Raw genomic sequence first — 12,037 nt, 5'->3', positions numbered from 1 at the left:
CTTGGCCAGTAGGGCAACATCTTCTCGACACCACCTTCACCGGGCATGTGGCCGCGTACGTCCACTCCGCTTCAGGGAATTCGAGTACCAGCAACGGTTTGCAGCACTCTCGCTTGCGCGATGTACCGCCCCGTGACCCGATCGCCTGTGCCGGACTCCTACGCGCCGCACACGCCTTACTCGAAGCAGACGATCTGTCCGAACACCTTTCCCACCTCGTCCACACCCCCGGGGAACGGCCGACACGTACGCCCTGGGTACGCATCTACGCCCGACATGAAAACTCGTGCTCACCACGATTCCGAGACGCAGCCGAACCCCTGACCCGCACCTACCGCAAAATCGGCGGCCCACAGGGGTTCCGAGCACCACTGCGGGACGACTACCGACCAGAACACATCCCCGCATACCTGGAACTGGACTGGCATGAAAGATACTTCGCACCTATTACCGGCATTGCCCCGAAGGTGCTACGCCGAACCGCTGCAGTCCGGCTCGTCCAATGGGCCATAGGCGGACCCCTAGACGAGGCCGCGGCTTACCTCGGCATCACCCCAAGCCTGGTGCGGTTCAGAAGCAACACCGACTTCAAACGCTGGGAGCGCGCAGGACGCAGTCCAGCCGAGTTCGAACGAGTCCTCCGCGAGCTCGGTGCCGAACTCCGAACACCCCGGCGACCACTCATCGACTACCAGCGCCGACGCGAGGCGCTCAGGGATTGGGCCCTTCCTCCGGACGAATGGGACGCCCTGGTCAGCGAGTTGCCACCGCTTCCCGGCCCCATCCGGCCACCGGTCGGCGACCGCAAACGCCAGGACGCCTCCGTCTACATCTGGGTACAGGTCACACAAGGCGAGCACCTCTTCGCCCCACGCCCCATCGAGGCCGAACAGCCTCAAGACGTCCAACGCGAATGGGCTCTTCGCCGCAACACCACCTGGTACAACCTCGTCCGGCCAGACACCTTTCGGCACTACGCCGACCTACGGAAACTCCTCGCCGAATATGCCCAACAGCTCGCCCGGTTCATCGACTCGGGTACAGGCAGTTCACTAACAGTCAACTAACAGCCCGACGCTCACACACAGTAGACGCGGACTACCACGATCCGCCAACAAGGATTTCCCAGGGGCTACTAACGTGCATGGCTCAGAGCGTGATCTACCCACCAAGAATTCCGGTCACAGCGTTTGCAGGCAGAGCTCGCACGTGTCACAGAGAGGAAGCAGTACTACTCTGGCCACGATCTGACCAAGGCATTCTCACTCGTCGCGAAACGGCGGTGGGAAGCCAAGGTGGGATACGGTGTCATCGAACGCTCCGCCGAGCCGCGCTTAGCCGTGACGCGTTCGAGCAGACGAGCATCTACCATGGCTGCATGCACTGGATCGACAGTGAAAAGGCAGCCGCCTGGACGAATTCCCTCACCCCTCCCAAAACTCGCATACTGAGTAACCGAGTGGGGCCGGTCAGAATTGCACGCGAGGTCGTTCGCCGATATCCCGACTGGGCAGGGTTCGAACATCGACTTCCGGAAGTCCGGAACGATTGATGAAATCAGCAAAGGAGATTCCGGCTGTCTCCATGAGTTCGCAGCAGTGCGCGTTGCAAGAGTACGGGAACTGCTGGATTCCCAAGAGGGCCTGGCTCAACTTTCCTCCCCCCTCGGACCGACAAGGCTTTTTATGCCCGCGAGTAGGTGTGTTCACTCATAACACCGAGCGTTTTTGCTCTAACCAGGAGAGCCGCTAGCGAGACGTGCCACTTCGCTTTCAAGCGAAGAGGGCCAATCGAGATGTTCCGAAAGTCCGGATCTGAAGTCGTTAGCTGACATGAGGAACGCAGCAGCAAACTCGTGGGCTTGGCTCTCGGTGACATCCTCACCGATTTTCCCGGTGAGGCCATGCAAGACCAGGTGCCCTAGTGACGGGAAGCATTTGAGAACATCGCCATGCCGGATCGCTGCCCGCTGGGGGCAAATCCGCGCCCGATCCTGTGGCGTGCAGTCGGCGACTGGGCCGACGACGTAGATTGGCTACAGCGGACTACCGCTCTAGCGGCACACACTCGTCGCCGGCGTGCAGCGCTCCAGGAGCTTTACAGCCAATGCAGACACGTGCATGCGAAGAAGTTTCAACGGGCCCAACACCCTTTCCATGACAGCGAACCCATATAGATTCGCCATAGCCGGAGAGCCCATCAATAGTGTCGGACTGACCGACCGCCCGATGTGCTGACGCGACCGTTGGCGGGCTACTGGTAGACGGTGGTGATCGGCGTGGAGACACTGGCTCCGATGCCGGGGGCTGCGTAGGAGATGGTCCACAGCGCGGCTGTCTTGTTCGGGTAGCCGTACAAGTAGCCGTACAAGTAGCCGCCGTCGTCGCAGCCGTAGTTCAGGCGCTGTCCCGCCAGCGTCGCGGTGCCTCCAGCGTCGCGGTGCCTCCATCGGCGAACGAGCAAAGGGCACCGTTGGCCAGGACAAGGATGATCGGTTCGATGTCGGGTCCGCCCGGCATGTGGTTGTTGTTGCCGGGAAAGCCCTCGACGACCGACAGCTCGACCATGCGGTCGGGGGATTCGTCCAAGCACAGGGCGCTGGTGTCCGCGGGGTTGGAGTCCGGGGAGAAACACGGGTCGAGGATCCGGTCGCCAGCGGTACAGCGCCAGGCGTCCGTGCGCATTGTGGATTCGGCGGGCCCGAAGCAGGAGCCACTGGCCCGGTCAGTGATGGTGATGCCGGTTGCCGGGGTACCGCCCGGCGCCCAGGGACTGAGGGTGACCACCTGGGTCTGCGCCGACACGGACGAGGCCGCGGCGGCCGGGGTCTGTGACTCGCTGATGCCTGGATGAGCGAGTCGTGACGTGGTCGCTGTCGGTCCGGCGGCAGGCGTGGAACGGGCCGCAGTTGCCTGCGGGGAGTGGGTGCCGCGCGCTGGGGCGTGGCCGGAGGCCAACGCGAACCAGGTGCCCGTGGCGGCCGCGGCAAACACGGCGGCCGCTGCGACGATGAGCCAGGCGCGCCTGCCAGGACGGCGTATCTCGGGAGCGGGCCAGGCGGGGTCTTCCGCGGTCGGAGGGTGCCACTGCTCGGCGATCAGGTTCTGGACCTCGGTCGGCCGGTCGTGGACATCTCCGAGGACCTGGGTCGCCTGCTCGCCGAGCAGCTCCCCGGTCTCCTGCGCCACGGCGGCGGACGAAGGCCGGTAGCCCGGGTCTTTTGCGAGGCACGCCGTCACCAGGCTGAGCATGTCATCGGGGACGCCGGCGAGGTCCGGCTCGGCACTGAGGGCGCGGAACGCGAGGGCCTCGGCGTTGCCGGTGCCGAAGGGGTGGCGGCCGGTGGCCGCGAAAGCGAGCAGAGTACCCCAGGCGAACACGTCCCCGGGCGGCCCGGTAGTGCCGTCCCGGTAGTACTCGGGGCTCAGCCAGCCCGGGGTCCCGGTCAGCAGGCCGGTGCGGGTGACTGCGGTACCGTCGGCGACGTGGGCGATGCCGAAGTCCAGCAACCGCGGCCCGTCCGGGGCCAGAATCACGTTCGCGGGCTTCAGGTCGCGGTGTACCACCCCGGCGGCATGCACGGCCGCGAGCGCCCCGGCCGTACCTGCGGCGAACAGGTGCAGTTGAAACCCGGTCAGCGGCCCGTGTACCGCCGTGTGATCGCCGAGCGTCGAGCCGGGTACGTAGGCAGTCGCCAGCCACGGGATGTCCGCTTCGGGATCGGTATCCAGCAGCGGTACCAGGCACGGGCCCGAAACCCGCCGCAGCACCGTGATCTCGCGCCGGAACCGGGCCCGGAACTGGCCATCCGCCGCCTGCCCGGCGTGCACAGCCTTCACCGCTACCCGCTCGCCGCGCTCCCCCACCGCGGCGTACACCGTGCCCATCCCACCCGCGCCCAGCACCCCGACCATCCGGAAACGCCCGATCCGGGCCGGGTCCGAAGCACGACGAGCAGCAATCCGCGACACGAACAAGACCCCCGCCGAGAGCGACTATGGACGAGATGTGAACCCTAGGGGGGATCGCAGACGCCACACGCCAGTTGGCATCAGGTGGGATCCGCCCATGCCTTGCTCGCCTGGTCGGCCGCATAGCATGCGGCACGCTCGCCACCACATTTGCCAGACGCTGCCCAGCGGTGGGCCTGTTGCTCCCCAAGCGGTCCACCGCTTGACCAAAAACTCCCCCACAGCGGCTTTTCGTAACACATACTACTTGTCGCCTCACGCGCCACAGACTGTACGGCGTGGTGATGGCAAGGATTCCGTCGGGCTGCTCCGGGAGCACCATGCACGTCACCCACGCCAAAGTGGCTAACTTCCGCGCCTTGCGTGACGCGGAGATCCAGATCGACGCGTCGACGACACTGGTCGTGGGCCGGAACAATAGCGGCAAAACATCATTCGTCAATCTGTTCGAGAAATTCTTCAGCCCGAGCGACGATGTCAAGTTCGTCCTTGAGGACTTCACCACAAGTCGCATTGCCGACCTGGAGCACGCTCGCCGACAGTTCACTGACGCCGCACAGCTGGACACTGCGGGAGACAGAGAGGCCGCGGAAGCTTTGCGGAGCAAGGCGCTTGAGCTGGTGCCGGCCATTCGTCTCGCGATTACGGTCGAATACGACGAGGAGGACGACCTCGCCCCCATCAGCGCCGCGATCCTCGATCTCGACGAGACCTGCCGCAGTATCCGCATCGTTGCCACGCTGGCCGCCGGCGACCCGGTGAAGCTCGTTGCGGACTTCAGCGAAGCCGCTCGCCGTGCTGGGAGCCAGTTCGACAGCTACAAGTGGCTGCGTCGGAAGTTCAACGAGTACTTCACGGCGACATACCGTGCGGTGAGCCCCGTCGATGACTCGGTCAGCCGTGAACTCAAACCGACTGCCGCGCGGTCGATACTCGCCGTGCGCTTCATCTACGCGCAGAACAAGTTCGACGACACTCCCGCGGACAAGACCCGGACCCTGTCGAAGACGTTCGAGGCCTACTACCGGGCCTCAAGCAGTGATGACAACCGCGGGCAGAATGTCGACCGGATCGAAGAGGCGCTCGCGCTGGCGTCGAAGGAGTTGGACTCCAACTACGACGAGCTCTTCGAGCCGTTCCTCGACGACCTGAGTCGCTTCGGCCTGGAGTTGATGTCTCCACTGCACCCGCCCCGGATCGTCGCTCTGATCGAGGGCGCTGCCGTCCTGCGCGGGAGCACCCGGATCCAGTACCCCTCTGGGGATGATCAGTACCCGCTGCCTGAAGGCCACAACGGCCTCGGCTACAGCAAGCTCATCTTCACCATTTTGCAGATCAGGGGCTTCATCGAGAGCTGCAGCAAGGCCAGCCCACAGCCTGCGCTGCAGATCCTTTTCATCGAGGAACCTGAGGCCCACCTGCATCCCCAGATGCAGGAGACGTTCATCAAGAACATCGAGGAGTACATCCGGAGCAAGACCGACCGGAAGGTGCAGGTCGTCATCACCACGCACTCTTCCCACATGGTCGCCAGGAGCGGTTTCTCGAAGATCCGCTACTTCGACGCCGCGGAGCACCACGTCACCATCAAAGACATGTCCACGTTCCAGGCCAGCGTCAAGAAGAGGAACGACGGCAGGGAAACTCTGCGGTTCCTGGAGCAGTACATGGAACTGCACCGCTGCGACATGTTCTTCGCAGACAAGATCATCCTCATCGAGGGGACGGCCGAACGTCTCCTCCTGCCGAAGATGATCGCCCGTTGCGCAGCGCGTCTCCAGCACCAGTACGTCTCGGTCATCGAAGTAGGCGACGCCTACGCGGTCCGCTTCCGCAGCCTGCTGGAGTTCCTCAACGTCAAGACCCTCATCATCACGGACATCGACTCCGTCGACCCGTCGCAGAAAAAGCGCCCCGGCTGTCATCCTGCCACCCCGGGTGCCTGCACCTCCAACTCCACCCTGAAGCACTGGCTTCCGGGCAAGGAAGTCATCACCGAACTGCTCTCCACACCAAACGAAGACAAGGTGAGCAAGAACGTTCGAGTCGCCTATCAGGTGCCCGAACAGCCAGGCGGGTCCTTCGGTCGCAGCTTCGAGGACGCCTTCATCATCGCCAACGCCCTCGTCCTCGCCGACAACATCTCCGGCCTCGCTCTGAAGGGGCACTTCGAGCGCACTGTGGGCGAGCACCCCAGCGAGGCAGCAATCGCGACGCACGCTTACCAGATCGCGGAGAATCTCCGTGACCACAAGACAGACTTCGCCTTCGACGCCATGCTTCTGGACGGCTGGAAGGTGCCCCGGTACATCGACGAGGGCCTGCAGTGGCTGACACTACCGTGAAGACGACGATCGACAAGGTCATCGGTGAACTGGAAGCACGCCGTAGCTTCCTAGTGGAGGCCGGTGCCGGCGCTGGCAAGACGACGACACTGGTCGAGGCTCTGGAGCACAGCCTCCGGAGCCAGGGTGCGGAATTGGCAAGCAAAGGCCGTCGCATCGCATGCATCACCTTCACCAACGTGGCCAAACGCAAGATCACCGACCGGCTCCACGACAACCCGCTCGTGACGGTTGCAACCATCCATGAGTTTCTCTGGGAGATCATCAAGGGCTTCGGAGCCGAGCTGTGGCAGCAGATCATTGAATATAACGATGCTCTGCCGACGCCCGAGGATCTCAGCGAGCTCAGCAGCCCTCGGCCGCCTGTCCAGTACGTCGACCGGCGACGGCGCCTGGACCGGGGGGAGATATCCCACGACGAGGTCATCGACCTCGCGCTGCGCATGGTGACCCGGCATCCCAAACTCACGCGTCTCATCGCCGATTGCTACCCCGTCGTCTTCGTGGATGAGTACCAGGACACCTCCCCCAAGACAATCCGCCTGCTGCTCGACCACCTCGCCGGGGCCGGCCGACAGTCCTGCGTCGTTGGACTGTTCGGCGACTCCATGCAAAAGATCTACGCCACGGGGCAGGGCGCCGTTCTGCACTCCAAGCTGACCGTCATCACCAAGCACGAGAACTACCGCTGCTCTCCCCCGGTTGTCGCCGTTCTCAACAAGATCCGTCCCGAGTTGCAGCAGGAAGCGGTGGGCGAGCACACAGACGGGGAAGTACACCTCTTCCTCAACTCCGCCCTGCCCACTGGCCAGGCACGCCTCGATGCGGCTCGCCGGCAACTCGCCGAACTGGGCTGGAGCGATGACACCACCAGCTACCTGATGCTCACCCACCGAGGGATCGCGGGAGCCCTGTCCTACGGTGCCCTTCTGCAGCAGTACCAGATCCTCGGCTCGCGAGGTCGCGACAAGCTTCTGGACAACGACGAGCCCTACATCGAATATTTCAGCCGGGTCGAAGCGCTCTGTCGTGCCTTCCACGCGCTCGACTACGCAGAGCTCACAAGCCTTTTGGTGGCAGGACGGACCACCATCACACGTCACACTGACAAGCAGCGGATCGCAGCCGACATCAGACAACTGACCACGGTGCGAGAGTCCGGAACAATCGGTGACGTACTCGACCACATGGCTCGGCAGCACCTTCTGTCAGTGCCCCGCAAGCTCAGCGACCTCGAACGCCGACGGAAGTCTGAGGACCTCGAAGGCTACGACGCAAAACTGGCCGAATTCTCTAACGCCCTGCGGGAAGTCCCCTACAAGGAAGTCATCCGCTTCATCGAGTACCGCGAACAGCTCACCCCGTTCCACACCCAGCATGGAGTCAAGGGCGACGAGTTCGACAACGTCATCGTGATCATCGACGACGGGTCGTGGACCCAGTACAACATGGGCAAGATGCTCACCGGCCGTGACCTCGAGAAACGACTGGAGCGATCACGCAACCTCTTCTACGTCTCGTGCTCCAGAGCCCGCCGTGGCCTCGCAGTCGTCTTCCTCACCGACATCCCCGACGAAGCCCTGCCCAACGCCTTCGACTGGTTCGCGTCGGGCACCGTGCACCCTTGACCCCGAGGAAGGGTATGAGCGCCTCGACGGTCACCCTGGACTTGGGGACTCCCCGACGGGCTCCTCGCCCCGAGTCGGTGCTCCTGCTGCGATCGCCGAACTCGTTGCCCACCATGCGGGCACGGCAGCGGAGCGAGTTCGGGAACGTAGCACGCCCGCAGGTTCTCGACGTGGAATCCACAACTCCCCGTCCGGGAGCTGGCGTTATGTCCTGAGCACCACCCTTTTCATTGATCACTCACTACCTTTCGTCGCCGGAGTCCTCGGCGAGATGTCCGTGGTGCCGGTACACCATTTCGTCGGGGTGACGGGTCACCCGGGCCAGCCGCCAGGCAGCGTCGTAGGACATGCGGCCGTGTTCTTGAGCACGAAGCCGCAGGGCCAGGAGGCTGGTTGCCGGGTCAAGCAGCCAGCGCAGGGCGAGGAGCTTCATCGGGCTGTACCCGCCTCGGAGACGGGGCGCGGCTCTGCGCCCTCGTCGCGGACACTCTCGGACGCATCAGCCGCTGACGGCTCGCCGGGCGCCGGCCAGGCGAGCGCGTCGTTCCATCCCATCTGGTCCAGGACGGTGCGGACGGTGGTGGTGAAACGGGCGTGTTGTCCTGGGTCGCTGCCCAGTTTCTCCCAGACGTACAGGAGGGTGTGGGCTATGCGTTCGGCCTTGGACTGGACGTCGTCGGCCGCTCCGACGAGGGGGAGAATCTTCTCCTTGAAGAGGTCCCAGTCGAGGGATTCCAGGTCGTCCAAGTGTCGGTCGAGCCACCAGATACGCGTGGCGTCCGGGCTGTTGAACACCGCTTGTCTGAACCGATCTCGGCGTTCGTGTTCCAGCGCGACCTGGAGTGTCACCTCGCGTAAGGCGTCTTGGTACCTCTGGGCCCGGTCCGCGTCTTGCTCGGTGAACAGCAGGGTGATGTGTGCTTTCAGCCAGAGGCCTGGTGTGTCCTTGGGGGTGTGCCAGTGCGCCGCGGCGAGTGTGAGGTCTTCTTGTGCACTGGTGAGCTGTTCGGGCATGTGGTTCTGGGTGATGCCGCGGCCGAGTTCGTCCAGGGCGAGTCGTGCGGCGGCTCGGGCGGTGGCTGCTCCGCCGGCCTTGATGTTGGCGTGTGTCCGGTAGGTGAGGGTGCCGCGGGCGCAGAAGCGGATGCCGGGCAGGCGTGTGGGCCACTGGGCCCGGATCCGACTGCGCCGGCGGCTCCACCACGGGCCGGGTCCGTCGGTCGTCAAGGGGTCGATACCTCCTTGGACGCCTGGTAGCGGTTGGCGGCCAGCACCAGGACCTCGCGCCAGAAGGGGAGGATGGCTGCTTCCTCCGTGACCATGAGCCGGTCGAGACCGGGGCGGAGGCTGGGCGGGGCAAAGATGTCTGCGAGGACGTCCACCACGGCTTCCCGGCGGTCGGGGTCCTCTTGGAATCGCTCATGCCATCGCGACAGTTGCGTGACGACCGCGTCCACGGCGTCGTCGGTGGACAGCAGCTTCTGCCACGCGTGGATGATGCGCGGCCGGGCTTCGGTGTCTCGTGTGTTGTGCAGGATCAGGTCTGTTCCCTCGTCGCTGGAGACGAGGGCGAGGAAGGATCCGAGAGTCTGGCGGCGCAGGGTCTCGTCGGCGGGCCGGCTTTCAACGTCGGTGAGCCATTGGTCGACGGCCTTGCGTACATCGTCAGGTCGTTGCAGCGTTAGCTGCTGGAAGGCGTTGATGACGGTTGCGGAGCCGAATGGCTTGTGGCCTGCGGCTTTACCCAGCCGTGTCAGTGCGAGGGCCGGTTGTTGGATTCCCCAGCTGCCTGCGCAGATCTCGATGACGAGGTCAACCTTGTCGTCCGAAGGGTTCTTGGCGTCCATCCACTGGCGCAGGCGGTCCCTGACGTAGCGGCCGAACTCGGCATCCCCGGCTGCTTTGGTGAGTGCTTCCACGGCCAGGGCCCTCCGGGGTCCCTTGAGGTCACTCGCCAGTCCGTCGAGGATGGCCCGGTCGTGGCGGTGCGCCGCCAGTTTCCACAGTGCGGTGGTGATCAGTCGGGCGTCCTCTTCCGGGACGGTCCGGTCTGCGGCGATGCCGATGGCCCACCTGCGCAGGAGCTCGTGCTGGGTGGGGAACTCGTCCCACAGGTGACGCAGGATGGCGGTGGGCAGGCCTTCCTTCTGCGTGTCGTGAAAGGCCCGGTCTCCGTCGCGAGTGATCTTCGCGGCGTCCAGTCGGCTCGATGTGGTGGCGTCGGTCAGAACGTTGACAGGGTTGCGTTCGAGGCCGAGTCGGGTCAGGAGGTCATCGGCTGCCTTAATGACCGACCTGCGTTGTCCTCCGTGCAGCAAGGCGCCGGCCCAGACTGTGACCCGGGTGGACAGCAGCTGCGCGTCGCCCCCCGTTGCCCGATTCCTGTTGAGGAGTTTCTCGACTTCCGTGTGCCAGTCGCCGAACTCATTGACGATCGCCTGGATCTGCTCCGGGCCGGAGGCCCGGAGCAGACGGTCTGCCAGGCGCCACGCGGCGCGCGCGGACGGGTTGGCCTTCCAGATGTCAGCGAACTCGGTCCTGTCCAACCAGGCCACACGATCGCTGCGGTAGTTCGCCCGGAATTCCGCTGTGACGAGGGCCCGTGCGTCGGGCGACTCCAGCCGGACGGTGAAGGGCAGCGTGGGCTCAGCCCAATGGCCGTACCAGTCGGCGGGCGTGGCCAGGATGACGAGGAAGGAGTTGTTCTTGCGCAGCTCCGCCCCATGGCCGACCAGGTCGGTGCCGAGCCGCTCGCCAGGTTGCTCCGCGAGGTCGGAGAGATCGAGGATGCATCCCATCCCCGCCTCTCTCGGCAGCGGGCGGACCGAGGGCCTGGACCATTCCGGGTCGAGGTCGAAGAGGGCCGGCGGAGGACTGGTCACGGTACGCAGCAGGCGTATGGCAGCCGTGCGCCGGCCGGTGCCCTGTGCCGCGCAGAGCACGATGACTCCGTATTCGTCCAGCAGTTTGGAAGCGGCCTCCCACTGGTCTATGTTGCGCGGTGGGACGAACCGACCGTCCTGGCTCGCCTTGCAATCGGCGTCGCTCTCGGTGATGGGGATGGGGATCGCCTGATCACCGTTCAAGTGCAGGTTGTAGGCCTGGATACCGTGCTCACCGGAGTGATTGAAGCTCACGGAGCTGGACTGCCTCTGGCCGTTCAGCTCGCCGCCCTCCGGCAATGGAGGGGAGCCTGCGGGCGCAGCCGACTCGACGGGCTCCCCCGACGGTGGCTCCGCCGACAGCGACGTGATCTCCGTGCCTTCTCGCTGGCCCTGCTCGTTGTCGATCATCATTGCCCCCGTCCAGCGCCGAAGTGGTTGTATGCCTGGACGCCGTGCTCGCCCGTGTGACTGAAGCTCACCGTGCCCGGGGCCGGGGGTGCTGGCTGCGGTGATGCTCCGGGCGCAGGGGCCGGCTGCTCCGTGGCCGCATCCGTGGTGTCGAGGGGTTCGAAGATGTCCGGGTCCGCGAGCCGCCAGTCGAAGCCGGGGATGTGGACATAGGCCGGCTGCTGGAACTTCTTCACCTTCACCAGGTGCCGCATGAACTGGTCGGGCAGGACATCGCCGTTGACGCAGCCGCTCTCGAAGACATCCTCGTAGACGCGTTGCGAAATGATCACCGCGGTGTTGGTGATCTCCGGGTTCGCACGGTTCAGCAGGGTGCGCAGTGCGTCGTCGTCCAGGAGTCGGTGGGTGTGCACCATCGGTACGCCCAGCCCGGTGTGCGGCAGCGGGCCGACGTGAATGCTGACCCTGAGCTGCAGGGGCGTACTGGCGGGGCTATCCGCGCGTCGACGCCCCAGAACCTGACTCAAGGCACCGGGGAAGCAACCCACCAGCGCGGGCAACACCTCCGGGTCCATGCCAGCGACGTAGCTGTCTCCGGCATGCTGGCCGAACACCCGCAGCTGCCACTGAGCGCTCACGTTGCTGGCACTGAGCGCCTCGGACAGCAACGGCAGGATGTCGGCGTTCACTTGCTGCATGCCCTTGCTGTCCAGCGCACTGAAGTTCCGGGCGTCCACCGCCAGTACGGCCCGGTAGGGCCACAACGGCTCCCACGACGGCAACATGTGCCGCTCCTCTCG

8 protein-coding genes are annotated in these 12,037 nt (G+C 64.8%); 2 read left to right on the top strand and 6 right to left on the bottom strand.

The features are described from left to right. Positions 1-521: 521 nt before the first annotated feature. Both MID12_RS28580 and MID12_RS28575 read right to left on the bottom strand, forming a co-directional pair. The gene (locus MID12_RS28580) at positions 522-974 is read right to left on the bottom strand and encodes a hypothetical protein (protein ID WP_263173604.1); all 453 of its coding nucleotides are present in this window, start codon (positions 972-974) and stop codon (positions 522-524) included. A gap of 1,422 nt (positions 975-2,396) precedes the next feature. Further along, a complete protein-coding gene (locus MID12_RS28575) occupies positions 2,397-3,914 on the bottom strand; it encodes a serine/threonine-protein kinase (protein WP_263171813.1) in 1,518 nt (505 codons plus the stop codon). Positions 3,915-4,255: 341 nt separating this feature from the next. Here MID12_RS28575 and MID12_RS28570 point away from each other — a divergent pair, with 341 nt between their 5' ends. Both MID12_RS28570 and MID12_RS28565 read left to right on the top strand, forming a co-directional pair. Next, positions 4,256-6,316, top strand: coding sequence for an ATP-dependent nuclease (locus MID12_RS28570; protein ID WP_263173508.1), 2,061 nt, complete (start codon positions 4,256-4,258; stop codon positions 6,314-6,316). Beyond that, positions 6,313-7,944 (top strand): UvrD-helicase domain-containing protein, encoded by a 1,632-nt coding sequence (locus tag MID12_RS28565; RefSeq protein ID WP_263171811.1) that lies wholly within the window; start codon positions 6,313-6,315, stop codon positions 7,942-7,944. The genes MID12_RS28570 and MID12_RS28565 overlap by 4 nt, the downstream gene beginning before the upstream one ends. Before the next feature lie 241 nt (positions 7,945-8,185). Here the strand turns inward: MID12_RS28565 and MID12_RS28560 are convergent, their stop codons facing one another. The 4 genes from MID12_RS28560 to MID12_RS28545 are packed head-to-tail and all read right to left on the bottom strand — an operon-like array spanning position 8,186 to position 12,022. Next, the gene (locus MID12_RS28560; RefSeq protein WP_263171809.1) at positions 8,186-8,377 is read right to left on the bottom strand and encodes a hypothetical protein; all 192 of its coding nucleotides are present in this window, start codon (positions 8,375-8,377) and stop codon (positions 8,186-8,188) included. Further along, entirely contained in the window at positions 8,374-9,171 is a 798-nt protein-coding gene (locus tag MID12_RS28555) for a hypothetical protein (protein ID WP_263171807.1), read from the bottom strand. Before MID12_RS28555 ends, MID12_RS28560 begins: the two co-directional genes overlap by 4 nt. Further along, on the bottom strand, positions 9,168-11,240 hold the full coding sequence (locus MID12_RS28550; protein ID WP_263171805.1) for a hypothetical protein: 2,073 nt from the start codon (positions 11,238-11,240) through the stop codon (positions 9,168-9,170). Before MID12_RS28550 ends, MID12_RS28555 begins: the two co-directional genes overlap by 4 nt. Further along, positions 11,237-12,022, bottom strand: coding sequence for a hypothetical protein (locus MID12_RS28545; protein WP_263171803.1), 786 nt, complete (start codon positions 12,020-12,022; stop codon positions 11,237-11,239). The genes MID12_RS28550 and MID12_RS28545 overlap by 4 nt, the downstream gene beginning before the upstream one ends. Between the last annotated feature and the right edge of the window lie 15 nt (positions 12,023-12,037).

The sequence above is a fragment of the Streptomyces sp. SCSIO ZS0520 genome (genome assembly GCF_025643355.1).
In the GTDB taxonomy this organism is placed as follows: Bacteria; Actinomycetota; Actinomycetes; order Streptomycetales; family Streptomycetaceae; genus Streptomyces; species Streptomyces physcomitrii.
This window is presented reverse-complemented; position numbering and strand designations above follow the sequence as displayed.

Bases quoted from the DNA above. Each gene is read 5' to 3' on its own strand.
- MID12_RS28575 (WP_263171813.1), bottom strand. From the start codon at position 3,914: ATGGTCGGGGTGCTGGGCGCGGGTGGGATGGGCACGGTGTACGCCGCG.
- MID12_RS28570 (WP_263173508.1), top strand. From the start codon at position 4,256: ATGGCAAGGATTCCGTCGGGCTGCTCCGGGAGCACCATGCACGTCACC.
- MID12_RS28560 (WP_263171809.1), bottom strand. From the start codon at position 8,377: ATGAAGCTCCTCGCCCTGCGCTGGCTGCTTGACCCGGCAACCAGCCTC.
- MID12_RS28550 (WP_263171805.1), bottom strand. From the start codon at position 11,240: ATGATGATCGACAACGAGCAGGGCCAGCGAGAAGGCACGGAGATCACG.
- MID12_RS28545 (WP_263171803.1), bottom strand. From the start codon at position 12,022: ATGTTGCCGTCGTGGGAGCCGTTGTGGCCCTACCGGGCCGTACTGGCG.